24 protein-coding genes and 1 riboswitch are annotated in these 22,973 nt (G+C 71.4%); of the genes, 6 read left to right on the top strand and 18 right to left on the bottom strand.

All coding sequences use genetic code 11. The features are described 5' to 3' along the window. Window positions 1–124: 124 nt before the first annotated feature. The 4 genes from fxsA to ACFC0D_RS27675 form a co-directional block, all read right to left on the bottom strand. A complete protein-coding gene (fxsA, locus tag ACFC0D_RS27690; protein ID WP_376441342.1) occupies window positions 125–721 on the bottom strand; it encodes an FxsA family membrane protein in 597 nt (198 codons plus the stop codon). Window positions 722–788: 67 nt separating this feature from the next. After that, on the bottom strand, window positions 789–1,568 hold the full coding sequence (locus ACFC0D_RS27685; protein ID WP_329122969.1) for a polyprenol monophosphomannose synthase: 780 nt from the start codon (window positions 1,566–1,568) through the stop codon (window positions 789–791). Window positions 1,569–2,085: 517 nt separating this feature from the next. Further along, window positions 2,086–3,708 (bottom strand): amidohydrolase, encoded by a 1,623-nt coding sequence (locus ACFC0D_RS27680; RefSeq protein WP_376441338.1) that lies wholly within the window; start codon window positions 3,706–3,708, stop codon window positions 2,086–2,088. A 9-nt stretch (window positions 3,709–3,717) separates the two neighbouring features. Next, window positions 3,718–4,158: an Lrp/AsnC family transcriptional regulator gene (locus ACFC0D_RS27675; RefSeq protein ID WP_215071913.1), complete on the bottom strand. Its 441-nt coding sequence runs from the start codon at window positions 4,156–4,158 to the stop codon at window positions 3,718–3,720. A gap of 225 nt (window positions 4,159–4,383) precedes the next feature. On the opposite strand from ACFC0D_RS27675, the gene ACFC0D_RS27670 reads away from it, so the two are divergent. After that, window positions 4,384–4,752 (top strand): hypothetical protein, encoded by a 369-nt coding sequence (locus ACFC0D_RS27670; protein ID WP_376441336.1) that lies wholly within the window; start codon window positions 4,384–4,386, stop codon window positions 4,750–4,752. A gap of 6 nt (window positions 4,753–4,758) precedes the next feature. Here the strand turns inward: ACFC0D_RS27670 and ACFC0D_RS27665 are convergent, their stop codons facing one another. Together ACFC0D_RS27665 and ACFC0D_RS27660 are read right to left on the bottom strand one after the other, a co-directional pair. Next, window positions 4,759–5,850 (bottom strand): phosphotransferase family protein, encoded by a 1,092-nt coding sequence (locus ACFC0D_RS27665; RefSeq protein WP_376441333.1) that lies wholly within the window; start codon window positions 5,848–5,850, stop codon window positions 4,759–4,761. A 29-nt stretch (window positions 5,851–5,879) separates the two neighbouring features. Further along, on the bottom strand, window positions 5,880–7,016 hold the full coding sequence (locus tag ACFC0D_RS27660; RefSeq protein WP_376441331.1) for a hypothetical protein: 1,137 nt from the start codon (window positions 7,014–7,016) through the stop codon (window positions 5,880–5,882). A gap of 159 nt (window positions 7,017–7,175) precedes the next feature. On the opposite strand from ACFC0D_RS27660, the gene ACFC0D_RS27655 reads away from it, so the two are divergent. After that, a complete protein-coding gene (locus tag ACFC0D_RS27655; protein WP_376441329.1) occupies window positions 7,176–7,463 on the top strand; it encodes a hypothetical protein in 288 nt (95 codons plus the stop codon). Here the strand turns inward: ACFC0D_RS27655 and ACFC0D_RS27650 are convergent. Further along, a complete protein-coding gene (locus ACFC0D_RS27650) occupies window positions 7,426–8,598 on the bottom strand; it encodes an acyl-CoA dehydrogenase family protein (RefSeq protein WP_376441328.1) in 1,173 nt (390 codons plus the stop codon). The two genes, ACFC0D_RS27655 and ACFC0D_RS27650, sit on opposite strands and share 38 nt — an antisense overlap. A gap of 220 nt (window positions 8,599–8,818) precedes the next feature. Here ACFC0D_RS27650 and ACFC0D_RS27645 point away from each other — a divergent pair, with 220 nt between their 5' ends. Further along, a complete protein-coding gene (locus ACFC0D_RS27645) occupies window positions 8,819–8,980 on the top strand; it encodes a hypothetical protein (RefSeq protein ID WP_376441325.1) in 162 nt (53 codons plus the stop codon). Window positions 8,981–8,983: 3 nt separating this feature from the next. Further along, a complete protein-coding gene (locus ACFC0D_RS27640) occupies window positions 8,984–9,316 on the top strand; it encodes a hypothetical protein (RefSeq protein WP_376441322.1) in 333 nt (110 codons plus the stop codon). 135 nt (window positions 9,317–9,451) lie between these two features. On the opposite strand, the gene ACFC0D_RS27635 is transcribed toward ACFC0D_RS27640, so the two are convergent. After that, window positions 9,452–10,819, bottom strand: a complete 1,368-nt coding sequence (locus tag ACFC0D_RS27635; RefSeq protein WP_376441320.1) for a peptidase C39 family protein — start codon at window positions 10,817–10,819, stop codon at window positions 9,452–9,454. 228 nt (window positions 10,820–11,047) lie between these two features. On the opposite strand from ACFC0D_RS27635, the gene ACFC0D_RS27630 reads away from it, so the two are divergent. Both ACFC0D_RS27630 and ACFC0D_RS27625 read left to right on the top strand, forming a co-directional pair. Next, complete coding sequence (locus ACFC0D_RS27630; protein ID WP_376441318.1) at window positions 11,048–11,674, top strand: uridine kinase; 627 nt, start codon at window positions 11,048–11,050, stop codon at window positions 11,672–11,674. Window positions 11,675–12,038: 364 nt separating this feature from the next. Continuing rightward, window positions 12,039–13,937, top strand: coding sequence for an AAA family ATPase (locus ACFC0D_RS27625; protein WP_376441315.1), 1,899 nt, complete (start codon window positions 12,039–12,041; stop codon window positions 13,935–13,937). A gap of 41 nt (window positions 13,938–13,978) precedes the next feature. On the opposite strand, the gene ACFC0D_RS27620 is transcribed toward ACFC0D_RS27625, so the two are convergent. The 10 genes from ACFC0D_RS27620 to ribD form a co-directional block, all read right to left on the bottom strand. Next, window positions 13,979–15,070, bottom strand: a complete 1,092-nt coding sequence (locus ACFC0D_RS27620; RefSeq protein WP_376441312.1) for a hemolysin family protein — start codon at window positions 15,068–15,070, stop codon at window positions 13,979–13,981. Continuing rightward, window positions 15,067–16,407 carry a hemolysin family protein gene (locus ACFC0D_RS27615; protein WP_376441310.1) on the bottom strand — a complete coding sequence of 447 codons (1,341 nt, stop codon included), beginning with the start codon at window positions 16,405–16,407 and terminating at the stop codon, window positions 15,067–15,069. The genes ACFC0D_RS27620 and ACFC0D_RS27615 overlap by 4 nt, the downstream gene beginning before the upstream one ends. Before the next feature lie 236 nt (window positions 16,408–16,643). Continuing rightward, window positions 16,644–17,096: a PH domain-containing protein gene (locus ACFC0D_RS27610; protein WP_376441307.1), complete on the bottom strand. Its 453-nt coding sequence runs from the start codon at window positions 17,094–17,096 to the stop codon at window positions 16,644–16,646. 32 nt (window positions 17,097–17,128) lie between these two features. Then, window positions 17,129–17,977, bottom strand: coding sequence for an ATP phosphoribosyltransferase (hisG, locus tag ACFC0D_RS27605; protein ID WP_376441304.1), 849 nt, complete (start codon window positions 17,975–17,977; stop codon window positions 17,129–17,131). Between the two features lie 51 nt (window positions 17,978–18,028). Then, entirely contained in the window at window positions 18,029–18,301 is a 273-nt protein-coding gene (locus ACFC0D_RS27600) for a phosphoribosyl-ATP diphosphatase (RefSeq protein ID WP_053643769.1), read from the bottom strand. 35 nt (window positions 18,302–18,336) lie between these two features. Then, window positions 18,337–18,822, bottom strand: coding sequence for a 6,7-dimethyl-8-ribityllumazine synthase (ribH, locus tag ACFC0D_RS27595; RefSeq protein ID WP_329122935.1), 486 nt, complete (start codon window positions 18,820–18,822; stop codon window positions 18,337–18,339). Between the two features lie 30 nt (window positions 18,823–18,852). Beyond that, window positions 18,853–20,130, bottom strand: coding sequence for a bifunctional 3,4-dihydroxy-2-butanone-4-phosphate synthase/GTP cyclohydrolase II (locus tag ACFC0D_RS27590; protein WP_376441300.1), 1,278 nt, complete (start codon window positions 20,128–20,130; stop codon window positions 18,853–18,855). Beyond that, window positions 20,127–20,717, bottom strand: coding sequence for a nicotinamide riboside transporter PnuC (locus tag ACFC0D_RS27585; protein ID WP_376441347.1), 591 nt, complete (start codon window positions 20,715–20,717; stop codon window positions 20,127–20,129). The genes ACFC0D_RS27590 and ACFC0D_RS27585 overlap by 4 nt, the downstream gene beginning before the upstream one ends. A gap of 44 nt (window positions 20,718–20,761) precedes the next feature. Then, entirely contained in the window at window positions 20,762–21,370 is a 609-nt protein-coding gene (locus ACFC0D_RS27580) for a riboflavin synthase (RefSeq protein ID WP_376441298.1), read from the bottom strand. A 2-nt stretch (window positions 21,371–21,372) separates the two neighbouring features. Next, window positions 21,373–22,434 carry a bifunctional diaminohydroxyphosphoribosylaminopyrimidine deaminase/5-amino-6-(5-phosphoribosylamino)uracil reductase RibD gene (ribD, locus tag ACFC0D_RS27575; RefSeq protein ID WP_376441344.1) on the bottom strand — a complete coding sequence of 354 codons (1,062 nt, stop codon included), beginning with the start codon at window positions 22,432–22,434 and terminating at the stop codon, window positions 21,373–21,375. Window positions 22,435–22,622: 188 nt separating this feature from the next. Then, a riboswitch (FMN riboswitch) is annotated at window positions 22,623–22,752 on the bottom strand. Window positions 22,753–22,973: the final 221 nt, after the last annotated feature.

The following is a 22,973-nucleotide window of genomic DNA, read 5'->3' as shown; positions in this document are numbered from 1 at the left end:
CCCGGTACACCTTGTGTGTACCGGGCCCCGCGGCGTTTGTCGTCCTGCGAGTCCGTCGCGCCCGGCGCCGCGGCCGGATCACCGCCCGGATCGCGGCGTCGGACGCGCCACGCGCATCACTGCATCACTGCATCAGGGGCGGGCGGGGCTCCTGGGGCCGCTGCGGCCCCTGCGGCCCCTCCTCGCGAATGACCTCGCCCTGCACGACCTTGCCGTCGGGACGGCGCATACGGGCCTGCTGGAAGGCGTCCTGAAGGCTGCCGGGAGCGGCGGCGGCGTTCATCCTGCGCTCGGCGGCCCGGTCCGCGTAGCGGCCGAGGAAGGAGCGCACGGGCGGTACGAGCAGCATCAGACCGGCCACGTCGGAGATCAGGCCGGGGATCATCAGCAGCAGACCGCCGAGCATGAGGAAGCCGTTGCGGTCGCGCGAGCCGGACCCGTCGCCGACGGGCGGTGCGACGCCGGACTGCGCCGCCGCCTGCGCCTGCTGGAAGGTCTCGGTGAGGTTCTGGAAGGCCCGGCGTCCGGCCCGCTTGATCACCACGGCACCGAGGACGGCTCCGCCGAGCAGCAGACCGAAGACCGTCAGCCCGCCGACCGCGTTCGCCACCACCGTGAGCAGCCAGATCTCGAGGACCAGCCAGGCGGCGAAGGCCAGCGGGAGGTACGTACGCGCGCGGGAGCGCTTGGGGGCCAGGGGAGGCGTTGCGCCGTTGGTCATGCCCCCCAGTGTGCCTGGCCCGTCGCAGGAACGCCGTAAAGGAGAGATCAGTGCAGCAGGGAGGGGGTCAGCTCGCGGACTTGCGGCCGAGCATCTTGCCGACCTTGTTCGCACGGGCCGTCAGACCCCAGCCGGTGACCCGCCAGAGGGCCTCGACGACGATGTTGCGGCTCATCTTCGAGTCGCCGATCTCGCGCTCCACGAAGGTGATCGGAACCTCGACGACATGGAAGCCGGCGGCGACGGCGCGGCGGGCCAGGTCGACCTGGAAGCAGTAGCCGGCCGAGGCCACGTCTTCCAGACCCAGGCCCTCCAGGGTCTCCTTGCGGAAGGCCCGGTAGCCGCCGGTGACGTCGCGGATCGGCACGTCGAGCATGACGCGGGAGTACAGGCTGCCGCCGCGGGAGATGAACTCGCGGGACTTGGGCCAGTTCACGATCCGGCCGCCGGGCACCCAGCGGGAGCCGAGCACCAGATCGGCGCCCTTGAGGGCGGTCAGCAGCCTGGGCAGCTCCTCGGGCTGGTGGGAGCCGTCGGCGTCCATCTCGACGAGGACGCCGTAGCCGTGCTCGATGCCCCAGCGGAAGCCCGCGAGGTAGGCGGCGCCGAGCCCCTCCTTGCCCTTGCGGTGCAGGACGTGGACATGGTCGTCGTCCGACGCGATCTCGTCGGCGAACTTGCCCGTGCCGTCGGGGCTGTTGTCGTCGGCGACGAGGATGTGCGCCTCCGGTACGGCCGCCCGTACGCGCGAGACGATCGGCTTGATGTTCTCCGCCTCGTTGTAGGTCGGAATGATCACCAAGGCTCTGCCGAGCGGGCCGTAACGCCTCTGGCCACCGTCGTTCACTGCTGCCCCTTCGGATACATACGCGAACCCCCACCATAGCGAGCCCGGGGCGCGACTCGGGCGCGGTGGGTTGGTTGCCGGTGTCCATGGGCGTGTACCGGCGTGGCGCGCGGTGTGCGGATCGGGGCCCGGCGCCCTTCGGGCCGACCTGGAACCCGCTGGCTGCGGGTCGACCGAGAGCCGTTGTCTACTGAACGTCCGGGCCCCACCCGGGTCCCACCCTCCGCCGGAGAAACCTTCCCTCGCCCCCGAGGCGCGGGCGCTGAACCTGGTTCCCGGCGATGGTGAGCCGGTGCGGCACACCATTCCTTGACCCAGCGGCGTTCGACGACTGCGTGGAGGTGAACCCGGTCGGACGTCCTGTGGTGGACTCGCCGAACCTACCGGCCGGTGGCCGCTCGCTGTCAATACTCGTTTGACCTGCGGAGATGACCGATACTGCCAGGTCAGTGGGGAAGATCCGCAGGTCGTGGACAAGCCGGTTGATCATCGATCGGCGGTACGAAATGTCCCTATGTCACTCGTTCGGCCCGACGAAGACCGTTTGTCCGAACACCACCGTGCGCAGACAGACCGGGAGTTCGCCGCCGGGGGTCAGATCGGGCAGACCGGGCGTTCCGGAGCGCGGATCGGTCGACCAGCGGGCCACCCTGTCGTCGGGCGCCTGGACCACGAGCTCGTCGGCCCGCCAGATCGCGTAGTCGGCCGGGGCGCCGGGGACGAGCGTGCCGGCGTCGTCGCGGCCGACGGCCCGCCAGCCGCCCCGGGTGTGGGCGGTGAAGGCGGCACGGACGGAGATCCGATGCTCGGGGGTGCGGTGGAAGGCGGCCGCGCGGACGGTGCCCCAGGGGTCGAGCGGGGTGACCGGGCTGTCCGAGCCGAAGGCCAGCGGCACCCCGGAACGGAGCAGAGCGGCGTACGGATTGAGGGTGCGGGCCCGCTCGACACCGAGGCGGTCGGCGTACATGCCCTCGTCGCCGCCCCAGGCCGCGTCGAACGCGGGCTGGACGGAGGCGGTGAGGCCGAGCTCGGCGAAGGCGGCGATCGTCTCGGGGGTGAGCATCTCGGCATGCTCGACCCGGTGGCGGGCTGCGCGGATCCGGGCGAGACCGAGCTTCTCCGAGGCGGCCCGAACGCCCTCGACCACGGCGGTGACGGCCGCGTCGCCGATGGCGTGGAACCCGGCCTGGAGCCCGGCCTCGGTGCAGCCGACGACATGGGCCGCGACCGCGGCGGCGTCGAGGTGGGCGATGCCGGTGTGGCCGGCGTCCGTGTACGCGTCGTGGAGGCAGGCGGTGTGCGAGCCCAGCGAGCCGTCGGCGAAGAGGTCGCCGGCCGCGCCGACGGCGCCGAGTGCGCGGGCCCGCTCGATGTCGAGGTCGGCCCAGTAGCCGACGACGCGCGGCCCGGTTTCCTCGCGGGCGAGGTCGAGCAGCCCGGTGAAGTCGCCCTCGGAGGAGATCTCCGGCCCGCCGCACTCGTGCAGGGTGCCGATGCCGAGCGAGGCGGCATGCGCGCGGGCCGCACGTTGGGCCTCGGTGCGCTGCGCGGGCGAGAGGGCGGCGTAGGCGGCGCGGCGGACGGCGTGGTGGGCGTCACCCGTCAGCGGTTCGCCGTCGCGGAAGCCGGAGAGCTCGCGGATGCCGGGCACGAGGTCGAGCAGGGCGGTGGTGGCGACGGCGGAGTGGACGTCGATCCGGGTGAGGTAGAGCGGGCGGCCGCCGGTGAGCCGGTCCAACTCGTCGCGGTGCGGCGCTCGGCGCTCGGGCCAGCGCGAGGCGTCCCAGCCGTGGCCGATCAGGATCCGGTCGCCGGGGCGCGCGGTGGCGTAGGCCCGGATCTTCTCCGTGGCCTCGGCGAGCGACGCGGCGGAGGACAGGTCGAGGCCGGTCAGCGCGAGACCGGTCGCCGTGGTGTGCACGTGCGCGTCGACGAACGCGGGGGTGACGAGCGCGCCTTCCAGGTCGATCACCTCGTCCACCCCGGAGGCGAAGGCGTCGGCCGCGCCCTCCGAGCCCACCCAGGCGACATGACCGCGCTCCACCACCATGGCGGTGGCGAAGGGGTCGGCGGGGCTGTGGACGTCTCCTCCGCGCAGCAGGACGGTGCGGTGCTCGATGTCAGGAAGGGTCTCGCTCATGCGACCAGGCTAGATGCGCGGCGGCCTGGCTTCGTACGGGGTCGACAGGACGACCGTCGTGCGGCTGGAGACGCCGGCCTGGGAGCGGATGCGGCTGAGGAGGTGTTCCAGCTCCAGCGGGGTCGCGACGCGCACCTTGAGGATGTAGTTCTCGTCGCCCGCGACGCTGTGGCAGGCCTCGATCTCCGGGATGTCGGCGAGCCGGTCCGGGGTGTCGTCGGGGGCACTCGGGTCGAAGGGTTTGACCGAGATGAAGGCGGTCAACGGCAGCCCGACGGCCTCCGGGTCCACGACTGCGGCATAGCCGCGGATGACCCCGCGCTGCTCGAGGCGGCGGACGCGCTGATGTACGGCCGAGGTGGACAGGCCCGTGGCCTTGCCCAGGTCGGTGTAGCTCATGCGCCCGTCCCTGACGAGCAACTCGACGATCTGACGATCCAGCTCCTCCATGCGGTCAACCTATTGCCCCGGAGTGCCATCGGCACAGCCGGGGGCCCCTCCGCAAAGGCATCTATGGGCATCCTCGGGGCACCTGCGAGGGGCATGTGACGAAGACCACAGGTTTGCGGCCAGCTCGTTCGAGACCTCACGGTTATGCGCCCGGCCGTATGGGAATTGCTTGCTGTGGTCGAGTCCATCCGAACGTGGTCGACCCACCCGAGGGGGAGATTCTCCATGCAGGAGCCTGTTGATTCGGTCGAGACGGCCGACGAGCTCGACGCCTACGACACGTTTGAGATGTACCGGGTGATCTGCCCGGACTGTGTCCAGCCGATCGCGCTGCTCGCGGACGAGGACGTGCTGCCGGAGCACGCGCTGTGCCCGACGCCGTGGAACCCGTTCGTGCTCACGGTCTGCCCCGGCACCGGCCGGGCCGCGGCCGACGCACGCCCCGCGGACGAGACGCTGGAGGTCCAGGAGCAGGACACCGCGCTCCTGCTGACGCTCCCTCAGGGTCTCGACTGGCGGACGCAGCCCTTCTCGCACGTCGGCGGTCCGGGCTCGCGTCCGATCAAGGTGCCGCAGATGCGGCGCGCTGCGTAGCGACGCCTACCAGTAGCTTCCCCGCACCATCGCCGCGAGCGTGGCGTGGTGCAGGATCAGGCTGTCCGGGTTCTCCGGCACCTCGACCTCTCCGAAGTGCGCCTGGCGGTACGCGACTCTGAGCATCACGATCGCGTGCCGCAGCGCCGCGTAGAGGGTGTGGAACTCCATGTCCCGCGGCGTGTGGCCGGTGAGGGCGGCGTAGCGCCGCTCGATCGCGTCACGGCGCAGGAAGCCGGGCAGCCCGGGCTGGCCGAAGCTCACGGTCAGGTCCTGGAAGAAGCGGTGCAGATAGACGGTCCAGCCGAGGTCGACCTCGCGCGGGGCGAAGGCGGCCATCTCCCAGTCGAGCACGGCCGCGGGCTGGAATCCGTCGTAGACGATGTTCCCGATCCGGGCGTCGCCCCAGTTCAGGACGGCCGGGCCCTCGTCGGCGGGCCAGTGCGCCTCCAGCCAGTCGAAGCCGGACTCGATGAGCGGGGAGGGCGCGAGTCCCTCCACCACCCAGCCGTAGTAGGCGCGTTGGGCGTCGACGTGCCGTCGCAATGGGCTGCCCGTCCCCTCGGGTAGGAGGAACTCCGCCTCCTTCGCGGGGAACTGGTCGTGGAGCCGGGCCAGCACCGAGACGGACTCGGCCTCCAGGTGGGCGCGTTCGTCGTCGGTGGCGGAGTGCAGCCAGTTCCCCTCGTAGGTATAGGGCATGACGTCCGGTGGGACGCGGCCCTCGGCCCGGGCCATCACGAAGAACGGGGCGCCGAGCGGCCCCGGTTCGGGCTCCAGCCACAGCACGCGCGGTACGGGGATGTCGGTGTGCTCGCCGACCAGGCTCATCACCCGGTGCTGCCGTTCCATGTCGTAGAGGGGAAAGATCGTGTACGCGGCGGGGTCGGCGGCCAGCCGCAGGGCGCAACCGCGCACCGGCGCGTCGGGGTGGTCGATGTCGAAGAGCAGGGTCTCGCTGGACATGCCGTTGGAGCCGGGGACGGCGAGGTCGGTGACCCGGGCGCCGGGGAGGACCGGTTCGAGCCAGTCGGTGAGGCGACGGCCGAGCTCCTCGGGGTCGCGGGTGGAGGTGCGGGGGCGGGGCGCGGTGGCCATGGGCAAGCTCCTTGTCTTCGGGGCTCGGGTCAGCCGGCGGTGGAGGTGTGGTCGGCGAAGCCGCTCGGGTCGTGGCGACCGAAGGAGCCGTGCTCGAAGATCCCGTACCCGGTGCGCCCGTCCAGGGTGAAGCGGGCCGCGTGGTCGGTGACGCCGAAGGCGGCCATGGGGTGGGCGGCGGGGTCGGAGAGGTCGTAGACCCGGCGGTCGGTCCAGTCGCGGCCCTGCCAGGTGCCGTGCTGCCAGTCGCTCGCGGGCGGGTAGCCGGCGCCGACGGCGAGCGGCGAGGAGGCCAGGATCTCCACCTCGACCTCCAGGGGCTTGCCCGTCGGGTCGGTGAGGTGGACGACGGCACGCTCGGGGTGGCGGGTGCCCGGCCGGTAGGTGATGTCCGTACGGGGCCAGCCGAGCTGGGTGTCGCGCTGCCCGTTCCGTACGACCACGGCCTCGTTGAGGGTGCGGTAGCCGTCGGCGTCCTCCTGCGCGATGACCATGACGAAGCGGTCGTCGAAGCGCATGGGTATCCAGAGCCAGTGGAAGCCCTCGGGCCGGAACTCGTCGGCGCGGCCCGGCTCCTCACCGGGGATGGGGCGGACGCCCCAGCTGCGGTCACGGGTGCCGGTCCACTCCCCCGGGGTGACGGCGAACTCCTCGCCGCCGGCCCGGATGGTGCCGGCGCAGTGGCCGGCCTGGACGAAGCGGCGTCCTTCGAGGGTGAGCCGGTCGCCCCGGCGCTGGGTGTGATGGGGCTCCCAGACGGTGGGGAAGTCCCCGGTCCAGGTGAGGTCGAACGAGAGCCCCTCGGGGTCGGCGGGGTCCGGCTCGCAGTGCAGCGTGAGCGTCTTCAGGGGTTCGTCGACGGTGATGCGCAGCGGGCCGACGGCGAGGTTCATCCGGTCGTCGCCGAGGGCGTCGGAGGCGCGTACGGCGTGCAGCCGGTCGCCGGTACGGAGGGTGGCGTAGGCGTCGATCACCCCGGTGTTGGGGTACACGCCGAGCCCGGCGATGAGCAGGGCGCGGCCCCGGTGGTCGAAGACGTGGAAGATGCACCGGTCGTAGGCGTTGCGGTCGCCGCTGACGTGGTGCTTCATCGAGAGCGGTGCCTGGTGCACCGGGTACTCGTCGAGCGCGACGGGCCGGTCGTCGGCGTGCCGGTCCTCGGACATGGCTGACCTCCTGGTCGGCGAGCGGGATCTGACGGTAAGTCAGAAAGCTTGCCGAGGGCCAGAGTCGTGCGACACCGGATGGTTCCCGGGTAGCTCCCGAACTCCCGCTCGATTCCGTCCGGCGGTGACCACCGGCATGCCGGGCGCGTTGGGACGGGCATGACCTCGCTGTACACCACCCCGGTCGGGAGCGGACGGCGTCGCCTCGCCGAGCCGCGCATTGAAGAATCGGTTCCGCATCAGGGGACGCACCTCGCCGACCCACCCATCTACAAGGCGCTGCTCACCCAGTGGGCGAGCAGCGGACGGACGCTGCCGGGCCGCAGCGACCAGGAGTGGAACCGGCTGATGGCCGCCCCCGTGTGGGCGGACCGGACCGTACGGGTGAGCGGGGTGAGCGGCACCCTTGTCAGCGGGTCTCTGGTCCGACCAGGTGCCGCGCGATGACCATCCGCTGGATCTGATTGGTCCCCTCGACGATCTGCAGCACCTTCGCCTCGCGCATGTAGCGCTCGACGGGGAAGTCCGCGGTGTACCCGTAGCCGCCGAGCACCTGCACCGCGTCCGTGGTGATCCGCATGGCCGCGTCCGTGCAGAAGAGCTTCGCCATCGCCGCCTGCCGCCCGAAGGGCCGCCCCTCGTCCCGCAGCCGCGCCGCCTCCAGATACAGCGCGCGGCCCGCTTCGATCTGCGTCGCCATGTCCGCGAGCAGGAAGCGGAGCCCTTGGAAGTCGGCGATCGGCCGGCCGAACTGACGCCGCTCGCCTGCGTACGCGACGGCCTGGTCCAGGGCCGCCTGCGCGACCCCCACCGCGCAGGCCGCGATCCCGAGCCGCCCGGAGTCGAGGGCGGAGAGCGCGATCGCGAAGCCCTGCCCCTCCTCCCCGATGCGGCGGGTGTCGGGGATCCGTACCCCGTCCAGATGGAGCTGTGCGGTGGGCGAGCCCTTCATCCCCATCTTCCGCTCCGGCGCGGCCGCGCTCACTCCCGCCGCGTCCCCGGGGACCAGGAACGCGGTGATCCCCTTCGGGCCCTCACCGCCGGTGCGGGCCATGACCGTGTAGAAGTCGGCGATCCCGCCATGGGTGATCCACGCCTTCGTACCGGTGAGAACCCAGTCGTCGCCGTCGCGGACGGCCTTCGTGCGCAGCGCGGCCGCGTCGGAGCCGGAGGCCGGCTCCGAGAGGCAGTACGCGCCGAGCAGGCCGCCGCCCAGCATCGCCGGCAGCTGCGCGGCCCGCTGGTCCTTGGTGCCGAAGTTGGCGAGCGCGTGGCAGGACAGGGAGTGGACGCTGACGCCGAGGCCGACGGTGAGGCGGGCGGCGGCGAGCTCTTCGAGCACCTGGAGATAGACGGTGTAGGGCTGGTCACCGCCGCCGTGGTCGGAGTCGTACGGGAGGCCGAGCAGGCCGGAGGCGGAGAGCAGCGAGAAGACCTCCCGGGGGAAGTGGCCGGCGTCCTCCTCCTCCGCTGCCCGGGGCGCGATCTCCCGCTCGGCGATGTCACGGACCAGGGCGAACAGGTCCCCGGCCTCCTCGGTGGGCAGCCGGCGTTCCACGGTCTGCGGGGCGCGGTCGGGCATGGCGGCGCACTCCTCCCTCTCGGGGGCTGCGACGGCGTGCGCGGGTGGCGCGATGCCGCCGGTGGTCACTGCTGCGCCGATGCTGCCCCCGGCGGATCGCACTCGGGGGCGCCCGGCGCCCGTGGCGCAGGGAGTATGCCCGTTCGGCGGCCTCAGGTCACACGGGGCGGCACCTCAGGGCCCGTGCCCCGGGAGGCAGGGTCACATCCACCCGGCCTGGGTGACGAAGGGCGACATCGAGGTGCGGCAGCTGTCCGACGATCCGAAGGCGACCGTCACCTACCGGTCGTTCAGCGGCTCCGGTGGAGCAACCGTCGGCTACAGCGGCGTGGACGGTCTGGACATGAAACGATTCCACATCCCGCAGCACGGAGAAGACTGAGCGATGAAGAACCAGGACGCGTACCGAGGCGAGCTGGAGTACCTCCTCCAGTACGCGCACGACGACTGGATCGGCTTCTCCGTCGTGAGCGGTTCCGTGGGCAGCCTTCTCGGACGGGGCGCCTCGTTCGAGGAACAGCTGACGCTCCTCCTACGCGTCATCGGCGACCTGTACGACCACGGAGTCCGGGCCGGCGAACTCACTGCATCGACGGAAGAGCCTTTCCTGCCGTGGCCCCTGGAGAAGGCCGACGCCCTCGCGCGGATCGCGGCGGAGGTACGACGCCTGTTCCAATTGCCCGACTCCGGTGACGTCTGCTGGTTCACGGTGCCGTGATGCCGCAGGAAGCTGCCTGCCCGGTACGCCGGCATCGTTCGATCAAGGTCACGGTGGACCGGTACGGCCACCTCACTCAGGACGGCCAGGAGCGGTGCCGTCAGGTCGTGGAGACGGCCGTGGGGCCGCACATGCTCACAGCAGGCCGAGCGACCGCAGCACGCGGTGCTGACTTGGTGCCGACTTGACCGGCCAGTAGAGGTAGCAGACCCCGCCTGTGCCGGAGACCACTTTCCCGCTCGCGTTGTACCGCTTGGTACGCAGCCAGATGTTCTCCCACTCGCGGCGGCGGTAGACCCTGCGGACGGCCTCGTTGCTCGGCGATGCCGGGTCGTTGGCGATCACGTCGCCGTCCGCCGTGAAGCCGATGACGGTCATCAGATGGCCGGAGGTGCCGTAGCCGGCGCCGGTCAGCTCCTCCTTGAGGAAGGACTGGGACGTTATGGCCGGGATCCCCGCCCGGATCAGGGTCTCCAGCTCCGTCAGCGAGCTCAGCCGGGTGACGACGGCGTTCATGTCCCGGTAGGTGGCGGCGTAGGCGGCGTTGAAGGGCCAGTTGCCGCAGCCCTCGTACTGGTGGTCGAAGGTGAACCTGGCCGCGTGGCAGACCTGCGGGTCGGCGAAGTCCGGGTTCACCCAGGCCAGGTCCTCGTCGCTCGGCCTGCGGCCCCAGTACTCGACGATCATCTGCGAGGAGGTGGGGCTGCACCAGGCCTCGCCGCCGTTGTCGTACTCGGGGTACTGGCCGACGTGGGTGTTCTGCGAGTAGCGCGGGACGGCGAGCTCGCCGTCGAGTCCCGGCGTGGAGGCGGGGACGGTGAAGCGGTCGGGGATGTCGGAGGCCATCGCGCCGAGCCGCCACACCGTCGGGGTCAGGTCCGTGCCGGGGGCCCGGTGCAGGGTCAGGCGCAGCTGGTACGAGACCAGGCGCAGTCCGCTCGTCGCGTCGTCGACGGAGAAGGTGTCGGTCCAGATGGAGCTTCTGCCGTCGCTCTGGTCGTCGACCGACGTCCGCTTGATGTCGCCGTCCCCGGCCGCCCACCGGCCCATCACGAACCAGGGCGTGGTGCCGGCGTCGTTGTAGGTGCCGCGGAGCTCGATCTGGATCCAGGTGCCGGGCGGGGTGTCGGCGTTCCAGGAGGCGATGACCTCGGTCGCGGGGACGGTGGAGGTGTGGACCGGGGAGGTCCAGCTCGCGTACTCCCAGGTGGAGGTGGTGTCGGTGTGCGGGTCGGCGTAGTCGAGACGGCCGGCGGGCGTGGCGATCACGAGGCCGGGGCGGTGGCCGGCGACGGCCCGGGTGCCGGCGGAGCTGCCGCAGCGCCAGTCGGTGTACGAGGTCCAGAAGCGGTTGTCGACGAGGCCGGGCGCGGCTGCGGGCGCCCGGGCCCCGACGTCGTCACGGGCCAGGGCGGTCGCCGGTGCGGCGGAGGCCGCGGCCGTTCCCGCGGCGGCCGCGAGCGCCGCGGTGAGGACGGTTCTGCGCGGGGTGGAGCTGGTCATGGGCGGTGACCCCCAGTCGAGAACGGTTGAGACGAACGGACGGGGCTGCGGTTGCGCATGGTGCAGCGAGGTGGGTCGAGGGCGGTGCCGGGCGTGGACCACTATCGCGGCTCGCGGAGGGCTTCTGCCAGCGATTCGACCCGCGTCGCCGCACCAATATTGGTCTCGTCCACTGGCAGTGCCACGCCCCTGACCTGCGGCGAACGGCCTTCGCCTACGCTTGCCTCCATGACCGACGCCGATCGCGCCGCCGACGCGCTGCGCAGCCTGCCGCCCTCCTGCGGGCCGGTGCGGCTGGTCGCGGTCGACGGCCACGCCGGCTCGGGCAAGTCCACCTTCGCCGCCCGCCTCGCCGCCCGGCTGGTCGCGCCCGTCCTCCATCTCGACGACCTCGCCACCCACGAGGAACTGTTCGCGTGGACGGAGCGGATGCGGGACCAGGTGCTCGCTTCCCTCTCGCGGGGCGAGACCGCGCTCTATCACCCGTACGACTGGAATCTGCGGACCTTCGGCCCGCCTCGGGAGCTGCCCCCTGCTCCTGTCGTCCTCGTGGAGGGCGTCGGGGCGGGACGGCGTGCCCTGCGGCCGTATCTCGCCGCGCTGCTGTGGATGGAAAGGGGCCCCGAGGAGTCGTGGATACGCGGCCGGGACCGCGACGGACCGGCGCAGTCCGCGTTCTGGGACGGCTGGACGGTGGCGGAGACTCGCCATTTCGCCGCGGACCCTTCTCGGCCTTTCGCCGACGCGTTGGTACGGGAGTGTCCTGAGGGTTACGAGTGGCTTCCTGGGCCCTCTGTGACAGCGAGCCCGAACCACATCCTCACGGAGCGTGATGGATCCCGCCTCCGGAAATGAGTAGCCGGAAGCCCACTTCCGCAAGTGCCTCAACTCACCTTGACCCAAGGGGCGTACAGGTCTTACGTTCTGAATGTGCGGCTTTTCGAAGTCGCCGCGGACACGAAGCCCCCGGTTGTTCCCCCGTGATCGGGGGCTTCGTTCTGCCCTGATCATCCCTTTCTCCGGCCCGTTGCCGACCTTGATGCTTACCCAGGGTCACGGCCACCGGATCATGCGCTTCTCCTTCGTCGAGCACGCTCTGTGCAGGTACGATGCCCCTCGGTGGGGTCATATCCCGTCCACGAGAAGGCGGTTCTGTACGGCTTCCGGCGGGCGCCCGCCCGCCGGGACAGCAACGGGGGCACGTTTTGTGGGGGACCCGATGGACATCGGCACGCAGGGCGGACAGGCCCCGGCCGAGCTCGCCTGGCTGCGGGGAGTCGACGCCTACACGATGGGCGCCTATCCGCAGGCGGAGGAAGAGTTCCGATCGGCGGTACGCGTCGATCCCGGCATGGCGGACGCCTGGCTCGGGCTGCACGCGCTGCGCGTGGACACCACCACCGCGCTGCTGCGGATGTACCGCAACCGCGACCGCTTCGGAGAACAGCGCGCCCGGCACCGCCGGACCCTGAATTCCTGGTACTGGCTGGGCTGGTGGGTACAGCCGGTACTGGAGAGCCCGCGCGATCTGCTGCTCGCGCACGCCTCGCACTGGCTGGACGGCCGCCATGTGCCGGAGCTGGACCGGGCGTTGGCGGGACTGCCGCCGGTCGACACCGATCCCCAGGTCCGTTTTCTGCACGCCTGCCGGTCCTATCTCGTCAAGGACTGGGACCAGTTGGTCCGCCACACCGAGTCGCTCGTGAACGACCCTCTGCTCGGCATCGAGGCGGGACTCTTCGGCGGGATGGCCCGGGTCCGCCTGGAGATGTACAGCCAGGCGGAGCCACTGCTCTCGTCGGCGCTGATGCGGTGTCGCAGCGAGCAGCCGCAGCGCAAGGAGCTGCGCTACTGGCTGGCCCGGGCGCACGAGGGCACGGGGCGGAGCGCCGCCGCCCTGCCGCTCTACCGGGCCGTGCACCGGATCGACCCGGCGTTCATGGACACGGCCGCCCGGCTGGCGGCGATCGCCGAGTACGACGGGTTCGAGGGGCCGGACGACCCGGCGGGGCTCGCCACGGTCGCTCTCGGCGGTGCCGGGCAGGACACGGCCGACGCGACGCAGACCGATCCCGAGGGGACGGCCCCCGACGCGCTTCGGCTGGGTACGGAGCCCGGCCCCCCGCCCACTCCCAGCGGGCCGCCCGAACCCCCCGACGGCGTACGGCAGAAGGCGGCCATCCCCCTGCAGCCGGCCCCGCCCCGCTTCCCCGCCAGCCCCACCGACCCTGCCCTGCTCGCCGAGGCGCTCGCCGAACTCGAGCGCATGGTCGGGATGGAGCCGGTGAAACGGCAGGTCAAGGCGTTGTCCGCGCAGCTGGAGATGGCCCGGCTGCGGGCCGGGCAGGGCCTCCCCGTCCAGCCGCCGAAACGTCACTTTGTCTTCTCCGGCCCCTCCGGCACCGGCAAGACCACTGTCGCCCGGATCCTCGGGCGGGTCTTCTACGCCCTCGGCCTGCTCGGCGGCGACCACCTCGTCGAGGCCCAACGCGCCGATCTGGTCGGCGAGTTCCTCGGTCAGACCGCCGTCAAGGCGAACGAGCTGATCGACTCGGCGATCGGCGGGGTCCTCTTCGTCGACGAGGCGTACTCGCTCTCCAACACCGGATACAGCAAGGGCGACGCGTACGGCGACGAGGCCCTTCAGGTGCTCCTCAAGCGCGCCGAGGACAACCGGGACCACCTGGTGGTGATCCTGGCCGGCTATCCCGAGGGCATGGACCGGCTGCTCGCCACCAACCCCGGGCTCTCCTCACGGTTCACGACCCGGGTCGACTTCCCCTCGTACCGTCCGCTCGAACTGACCGCGATCGGCGAGGTGCTGGCGGCGGCGAACGGGGACTGCTGGGACGAGGAGGCCCTGGACGAGCTCCGCTCGATCAGCGGCCATGTCGTCGACCAGGGCTGGATCGACGAACTCGGCAACGGCCGGTTCCTGCGCACGCTGTACGAGAAGTCCTGCGCCTACCGGGACCTCCGGCTGTCCGGATACGCGAGCACCCCGACGCGCGACGACCTGGCCACCTTACGCCTCGCCGATCTGATGCAGGCCTATGGCGAGGTCCTCTCGGGCCGCGGGCCGACAGCCCGGGGCCCCCAGGAGCCACCGGGCATGTGACGACCGTGGCCCGCCGGACGCGTACGCCCGGCGGGCCGCCGTCAGCCCGCCAGCGCCTGGGCCGACCGCTCGGGGCGCTGTTCGCCCAGCGGCACGGCGGTGATCACCTCGGTTCGGTGCGCGGGGTCACGGACCTCGCCGACCAGCGTCTCCAGGACGTCCTCCAGCGTGACCAGCCCGAGGACGCGGCCGGAGCCGTCCGCGACCTGTGCGAGGTGGGTGGCCGCGCGGCGCATCACGGTGAGGGCGTCGTCGAGCGGCAGCTCGGCGCGGACCGTCGCCATGGGGCGCCAGATGTGCTGGGGCACCGCCCGCTCCCGCTCCTCGAGGTCGAGGACGTCCTTGACGTGCACGAAGCCCATGAACGTCCCGCGCCCCTCGACGCACACCGGGAAGCGCGAGTAGCCGGTGCGCACGGTGAGCTCCTCGATCTCCCTCGGGGTGACGGACGGGGTGACCGTCACCAGGGTCGCCGGGGCGATGAGGACGTCCGTCACCGGGCGGCTGCCCAGTTCGAGGGCGTCCTCGAGGCGCTCCTGCTCCGCCGGGTCGAGCAGTCCGGCCAGGCCCGCGTCCTCGACCAGCCGGCCGAGCTGCACCCGGGTGAAGACCGCCTCGACCTCGTCCTTCGGCTCCACGTGGAAGGCCCGCAGCACCACTCGGGCGCAGGCTCCGAGCGCCCGGGTCACCGGCCGGCAGATCCTGGCGAATCCGACCAGGCCGGGACCGAGCCACAGCGCGGTCCTCTCCGGGGCCGCCATCGCGAGGTTCTTCGGGACCATCTCGCCGATGACGAGGTGGAGGAAGACGACCGCGGCGAGCGCCAGGACGTACCCCAGCGGGTGGATCAACCCCTCGGGCACGTGCACGGCGTGGAAGAGCGGTTCGAGGAGGTGCGCCACGGTCGGCTCGGCCACCGCGCCCAGGGTCAACGAGCAGACGGTGATGCCGAACTGGGCGGCGGCCATCATCTGCGGCAGGTTCTCCAGGCCGTACAGGACCTTGCGCGCCCGCTTGCCGCCGAGCGGCTCGATCTGGCTGCGGCGTACGGAGACGAGCGCGAACTCGGCGCCGACGAAGAAGCCGTTGGCCACCACCAGCAGGACGGCGAACAGCAACTGGACCATGCTCATCGGACGGCCTCCGGCACCAGGGGCAGTTCGGCGGTCCTGACGATCCGTACCCGCTCGGCGCGGTAGCGGTCCACCTGCCGCACGGACAGCCGCCAGCCCGGGAGTTCGGCCCGGTCCCCGGGGGCCGGGATGCGTCCGAGGAGATCGGCGACGAGCCCGGCGACCGTCTCGTACGGCCCGTCGGGCACATCGAGGCCTATCCGGTGCAGGGTGTGGACCCGGCAGGAACCGTCGGCCTCCCAGGTGGGCCGGCCGTCCTCTGCGGCCACGGCGGCCAGCTCGGGCCGCTCGTCGACCGCGGTGTCGTGCTCGTCGCGGACCTCGCCGACAAGCTCCTCGACGATGTCCTCCAGAGTGACGACCCCGGCCGTGCCGCCGTACTCGTCGACGACCACGGCGATCGGCTGCTCCCGGCGCAGGCGCTCCAGGAGCGTCTGCGCCGGCAGGGTCTCGGGGACGAGCAGCGGCGGCACGGCGATACGGCCGACCGGCGTGCGCAGCCGCTCGTGCAGGGGCACGGCGAGCGCGTCCTTGAGGTGGACCATGCCGACGATCTCGTCGATGCGCTCGCGGTAGACGGGGAAACGGGAGAGCCCGGTGGCCCGGGTGAGGTTGAGGACGTCCGCCGCGGTGGCGTCCGACTGGAGCGCGCTCATCCGCACCCGGGGTGTCATGACCTGCTCGGCCGTGAGCCCGCCCAGGGACAGGGTCCGTACGAAGAGATCGGCGGTGTCCTGTTCCAGCGCGCCCGCCCGTGCGGAGTGCCGGGCCAGCGAGACCAGCTCGCCGGGGGTACGGACCGAGTCCAGCTCCTCGGTGGGCTCGACGCCCAGGAGCCGGACCAGCCGGTTGGCGACCCTGTTCAGCAGGGCGATCACCGGCCGGAAGGCGGACGAGAAGAGGTGCTGGGGGCCTGCCACGAACCGCGCCACCTGGAGCGGGCGGGAGACCGCCCAGTTCTTGGGGACGAGTTCGCCGATCACCATCTGCACCGCCGAGGCGAGCAGCATGCCGATCACGACGGCGACACCGGAGACGGCGCCCTCGGGCAGTCCGGTCGCGGTGAGGGGCCCGTCGAGGAGCTGGGCGAGGGCGGGCTCGGCAAGCATTCCGACGACGAGCGAGGTGATCGTGATGCCGAGCTGGGTTCCGGAGAGCTGGAAGGACAGCTCACCGAGGGCCTTGACGACGGTGCGGGCGCGCCGGTCGCCGGCGGCCGCGGCCCGTTCGGCGTCGGGGCGTTCCACGGTGACGAGGCCGAACTCGGCCGCCACGAAGAAGCCGTTGGCGAGGATCAGGAGGAAGGCTGCGGCGAGCAGCAGAAGAGGGATGATCATGCCGCCGCCTCCGTGGAGGGGGCGGCGCAGGTACTACCGGACGATCCGTCCATTGCCGGAGGGAGTCACTCCTCGGGTCGCAGGGAGGCCCCGCGGGCCGCGGCAGCGGCCCTGCACATGCGAGGCGGTGGTGCCGCTCGGCACCACCGCCTCCAGAGTAATCACGCCGACCCCGTGCAGGGCAGGGGGTCGGCCCCCGTATGGGGGACCCACGGCCCCCGCCGGGGCCGTCGGGCTCAGCTCGCGTCCGGTCCGGTGCCGCGGCTGTCGGCCAGCGCGCGCAGGGCGCGGGCGTCACGGATGGCCTGCTCCTTGGCGATGCCGGGCTGGATGCCGAGCGCGGGCATGCTCGTGCCGTCGCTCAGGTCCAGGAAGACCCAGGCGTCGCCGGGCCGCAGGTTGACCCGCAGGATCTCGGCCCACGCGAGTCGGCGTGTCCGGGTGATGTTGACGACGGTGACACCGCTGTCGTCGGCGACGACCTTGGGGCGGCTGAGCAACGTCAGCACTCCGAGGAAGAGGGCCGCAGTGAGGATGAAGCTCGCGCGCTCCCCCGCCCCCAGCTTCTCCAGCATCAGCGCGACGGCGGTGATGACGGTGAACATCACCGTTCCGATCGTCAGCAGGACCGCTCGGGTGCGGGCCGGCCGGAAGGTGACCGGAAGGGTGGGGAGGGGTGCGTCGGACATCGGTTCGTCGTTCCTTCGTGCCTGCGGGAGGGTCAGAGGCGGCAGGCGTGGATGGCCGTCGTCAGGATGGCGCGGGCACCCAGCTCGTACAGGTCGTCCATGATCCGCTGCGCCTCCTTGGCCGGGACCATGGCCCGGACGGCGACCCAGCCCTCGTTGTGCAGGGGGGAGATCGTGGGCGACTCCAGGCCCGGGGTGAGGGCGACAGCCTGCTCCAGGTGCTCGGCGCGGCAGTCGTAGTCCATCATCACGTAGGACCGGGCGACCAGAACGCCCTGGAGGCGGCGCAGGAACTGCTGGACCTGCGGCTGGTCGGCGTCGGCGCCGTTGCGCCGGACGACCACGGCCTCGGACTTGAGGATCGGCTCGCCGATGACCTCGAGGCCGGCGTTGCGCAGGCTGGTGCCGGTCTCGACGACGTCGGCGATGATCTGCGCGACACCGAGCTGGATGGCGGTCTCGACGGCTCCGTCCAGGTGGACGACGGAGGCATCGATCCCCTGGTCGGCGAGGTGCTTGGCGACGATGCCCTCGTAGGAGGTGGCGATCGTCATCCCGTGGAAGTCCTCGGGGCCGTTCGCGGTGCCAGGCCGGGTGGCGTAGCGGAAGGTCGACCGGCCGAAGTTCAGCGGGAGGATCTCCTCGGCGTTGGCTCCGGAGTCGAGCAGCAGGTCACGGCCGGTGATGCCGATGTCGAGCTTGCCCGAGGCCACGTAGATCGCGATGTCCTTGGGCCGCAGGTAGAAGAACTCGACCTCGTTGTCGGGGTCGATGACCACGAGCTCCTTGGACTCCTTGCGCTGGCGGTAGCCGGCCTCATGGAGCATCGCCGACGCAGGTCCGGACAGTGAACCCTTGTTGGGGACGGCGATGCGCAGCATGGGATGAGCTTCCTTTGCCTGGGAGTGTTGGGGAGGGTGTGACGGATGCGCTCAGAGGTGGGCGTAGACGTCGTCGAGGGAGATCCCGCGGGCGACCATCATCACCTGGACGTGGTACAGCAGCTGCGAGATCTCCTCGGCGGCGGCTTCCTTGCCCTCGTACTCGGCGGCCATCCAGACCTCGGCGGCCTCCTCGACGACCTTCTTGCCGATGGCATGGACGCCCTTGTCCACCAGTTCCGCGGTGCGGGAGGTGGCCGGGTCGCCGTTCTCGGCCTTGAGCTTGAGCTCGGCGAAGAGCTCTTCGAAGGTTTTGTTCGCCATGATGGTCCTAAGAGTACGGGGTAAGGGTCACGCACTTAGCGCCAGGGTTCACTGACCGTGCGCAGCGTCGTCGCGGTGGCGACGGCGGCGGTGACGGCCTCGTGGCCCTTGTCCTCACGGGAGCCTTCGAGGCCGGCCCGGTCGAGAGCCTGCTCCTCGTTGTCCACGGTCAGGACGCCGAATCCGATGGGTACACCGGTGTCGATCGAGACCTGGGTGAGGCCGTGGGTGACGCCCTGGCACACGTACTCGAAGTGCGGGGTTCCGCCACGGATGACGACGCCGAGGGCCACGACGGCATCGTAGCCGCGACCGGCGAGGACCTTCGCCACCACGGGCAGCTCGAAGCTGCCGGGGACGCGCAGCAGCGTCGGCTCGTCGATGCCGAGTTCGTGCAGGGCCCGCAGGGCTCCGTCGACGAGTCCGTCCATGATCTTCTCGTGCCACTGCGCCGCGACGACCGCGACCCGGAGGTCGCCGCAGTTCTTCACGCTGAGGACGGGTGCGCCCTTGCCGCTCATGTCTCTCCTAGCTCGGTGCTGATCGCTGACTTACTGGTTGCCGCAGGTGGACGCGGTCTCCGCGTCCAGCCAGGGCAGGTCGTGACCCATCCGGTCCCGCTTGGTGCGCAGGTAACGGAGGTTGTGCTCGCCCGCCTGGACCGCCATGGCCTCGCGGCCCTCGACCTTCAGGCCGTGCCGGGTGAGGGCGGAGATCTTGTCGGGGTTGTTGGTCATCAGCCGCAGGCTGCGCACCCCGAGATCGGCGAGGATCTGCGCGCCGGCCGCGTAGTCGCGGGCGTCGGCGGGCAGGCCCAGCTCCAGGTTGGCGTCGAGGGTGTCGCGGCCGCGCTCCTGGAGCTCGTACGCCCGCAGCTTGGACAGCAGGCCGATGCCGCGTCCCTCGTGGCCGCGCAGGTAGACGACGACTCCGCGGCCGGCCTCGGTGATGCGTTCCATGGAGGCCTGGAGCTGCGGACCGCAGTCGCAGCGCAGCGAGTGGAAGATGTCGCCGGTCAGGCACTCGGAGTGGACCCGGACCAGGACGTCCTCGCCGTCGCCGATCTCGCCGTGGACGAGGGCGACGTGCTCGACGCCGTCGACGGTGGAGCGGTAGCCGTACGCGGTGAACTCGCCGTGCGCGGTCGGCAGCTGCACCTCGGCCTCACGGCGGACCGTCGGCTCGGCGGAGCGGCGGTAGGCGATGAGGTCCTCGATCGAGATGATCGTGAGGCCGTGCTTGCGGGCGAACGGGACCAGCTCGGGCAGGCGCAGCATCACGCCGTCCTCGCCGGCGATCTCGACGATCGCGCCGGCCGGGCGCAGCCCGGCGAGGCGGGCAAGGTCGACGGCGGCCTCGGTGTGGCCGTTGCGGGCCAGGACGCCGCCGGGCTTAGCGCGCAGCGGGAAGATGTGGCCGGGGCGGACGAAGTCACCGGGCTCGTGCTCGCCGCTCGCCAGCATCCGCAGCGTCGTGGCGCGGTCGGCGGCGGAGATGCCGGTGGTGACGCCGTGGGCCGGGGCCGCGTCGACGGAGACGGTGAAGGCCGTCCGCATCGACTCGGTGTTGTGCTCGACCATCTGCGGGAGCTGGAGGCGCTCCAGCTCGTCGTTCTCCATGGGGGCGCAGATCAGGCCCCGGCACTCGCTCATCATGAAGGCGACGACCTCGGGGGTGGCCTTCTCGGCGGCGATGACGAGGTCGCCCTCGTTCTCGCGGTCCTCGTCGTCGACGACGACGACGGGCCGGCCCGCGGCGATGTCGCGGATGGCCTGCTCGACGGGGTCGAGGGAGAGGTCGGTGACGTCCCAGATCGGCAGCGCGCTCATGCCGTAGCTCCTTCCAGAGCGGTGGTGGTACGCGTCCGGAGCCACCAGTCGCGCATGCCCCAGATGACGAGGGCGAAGTAGATCACGTAGACCAGGCCGGAGAAGGCGAGGCCGCTGTTGAAGGCGAGGGGGACGCCGACCAGGTCGACGAGGAGCCAGGCGAACCAGAACTCGACCAGGCCGCGGGCCTGGGCGACCATCGCGACGAGCGTGCCGACGAAGATGTACGCGTCGGCCCAAGGGCTCCAGGAGAGCGACGGGTAGAGGGTGAACAGGCCGCCGACGGCGAGGGTGCCGAGGACCGCGCCGGCAAGGAGCAGTCCGCGCTCCTTCCAGCTCGCGAAGCGGACGGCGATGGAGCCGTCCTGGGCCTGCTGCCTGCCGCGGTTCCACTGCCACCAGCCCCAGGCGGCGACGCCGATGACCAGGAGCTGCTTGCCGACACCGCCGCTGAGGTGGGCGGAGGCGTAGGCGCCGACGAGGATGACGCCGGAGAGCAGCTGCGCGGGCCAGGTGAGTATGGAGCGCCGCCAGCCGAGCGCGAGGGCGATCAGACCGATCGTGTTGCCGATCATGTCGGACCACATGATGTGCTGGTCGAGGACCGTGAATGCCTCGGAGTTGAGCCAGTTCACTTGACGTCGTCCTTGGCGTTCGGGCCGAGCAGCCGCTCGACGTACTTGGCGATCACGTCCACTTCGAGGTTGACCGGGTCGCCGCTCTGCTTGATGCCGAGCGTGGTCAGCGCGAGGGTGGTGGGGATGAGGCTGATGGTGAACCAGTCGTCGGCGGCCTCGACGACGGTGAGGCTGACGCCGTCCACCGTGATGGAGCCCTTCTCGACGACGTAGCGCGAGAGGTGTGCGGGCAGGGCGATCTTGACGATCTCCCAGTTCTCCGACGGGGTCCGGTCGAGGATCGCGCCGGTGCCGTCGACGTGTCCCTGGACGATGTGTCCGCCGAGGCGGTCGCCGACGGCCATCGGCCGCTCCAGGTTGACGCGGGAGCCGACCTCGAGGGCGCCGAGCGAGGAGCGCTTGAGCGTCTCCTCCATCACGTCGGCGGTGAACTCGCCGCCGCCGAACTCGACGACCGTGAGACAGACACCGTTCACGGCGATGGAGTCCCCGTGCTTGGCGCCTTCCGTGACCAGGGGTCCACGCAGGCGGAAGCGGGAGGCGTCCGCCAGCTTCTCGACGGCGGTGACCTCGCCCAGTTCTTCGACGATTCCGGTGAACACGGTCAGGCTCCCTTGAGGGTCGCGGTGATACGGAGATCGGGTCCGATGCGCACGGTCTCGGTGACGTCGAGCCGCAACGCTTCGGTGATGGTGGTGATTCCGGCGTCGGCGAGGGCGTTCGGGCCCGCGCCGAGGAGGACGGGGGCGAGATAGCCGACGACCTGGTCGACGGCTCCCGCGGCGACGAAGGCGCCGGCCAGGGTCGGCCCGCCTTCGAGGAGGACGGAACGCACGCCCTGCTGGTGGAGCATGGCGAGGAGCTCCGGGATGTCGAGGCCGCCACCGGGGGCGCGGGACAGCCGCCACGTCTCGGGGAAGTGGGCGGTGTCCTCCAGGAGGACGTCCTCGGCCACGGCGATCACGGTGCGGGCCGCGTCGTCGAGGACCCGGGCGCCGGGCTTCACGGCGCTCGCCTCGGTGTCGACGACCACCCGGAGCGGCTGGTCGGCGCCTTCGATGTCCCGTACGGCCAGGTGGGGGTCGTCGGTGCGGGCGGTGCCGGAGCCGACGACGACGGCGTCGGACTCGGCGCGCAGCCGGTGGACGTCGGCGCGGGACTCGGCGGAGGTGATCCAGCGGGAGGTCCCGTCGGCGGCGGCGATCCGGCCGTCGAGGGTGGCGGCGTACTTCCAGCGGACGAAGGGGCGGCCGAGGCGTACGGAGGTGAGCCAGGCGATGTTGCCCGCCTCGGCCTCGTCCTCCAGAAGGCCCTGCTCGACCTCGACGCCGGCCGCGCGCAGGGTGTCGGCACCCCCGGTGGCCTGCGGGTTCGGGTCGCCGACCGCGTACACGACCCGGCTGATCCCGGCCTCGACGAGCGCCTGGGCGCAGGGGCCGGTGCGGCCGGTGTGGTTGCAGGGTTCGAGGGTGACGTAGGCGGTGCCGCCGCGGGCGAGGACGCCGGCCGCGCGCAGGGCGTGGATCTCGGCGTGCGGGCCGCCGGCGCGCTGGTGGAAGCCCTCGCCGACCTGGTGTCCGGAGGCGTCGAGGATGACGCAGCCGACGATCGGGTTGGGGCTGGTGGAGCCGAGACCACGGGCGGCGAGCGCGATGGCGCGTCGCATGGCGGTGATGTCGGTCGGCTCTTCCACCGGGTCCTCCTGCCTCTTCGGGCACGGACTCCGGGGCCTGTCGATGACGACAGAGAGCGGGTACGACACTACGCACAGGGATGCCAAGGCCGGAAATACCGGTCGCCGACGAGGGCGACCAGCGGCGATACGGCCGAAGCGCCCCCTTGAAGGGCCGCCCGCCGCGCACTGCCTCCCATCCGGACTTTCACCGTCGGTCCAGGAATTTCACCTGGTCAACCGGCCGCTGGCTGCGGACGGGTCGCGGACTATACCGCCGGTTCGGAATTACACCGACCCCGGAGTGCGCTGCTGCTGATACAGGGCCAGTGTGCCACGACCGATCGTCGGCCATATGGGTGAGGCCCTGTGGGCTGGCTCACAGCGCCCCCTGAACTCCTCCGATGGTCCAGACCTATTGACGCACTGGTCTAGTCCTCTTAATCTCCGTGTCACCTCCGAGGTACGGCCCGCCGGTGTGCGCACTCCACGGGCCCAACACGACCCACCCGTTTGTTCGTTGTGTTCTTTCA

It is taken from the genome of Streptomyces sp. NPDC056222 (genome assembly GCF_042264065.1).
GTDB lineage: Bacteria > Actinomycetota > Actinomycetes > Streptomycetales > Streptomycetaceae > Streptomyces.
Note: the sequence above shows the minus strand (reverse complement) of the source record. Positions and strands in the feature narration are given on the sequence as shown.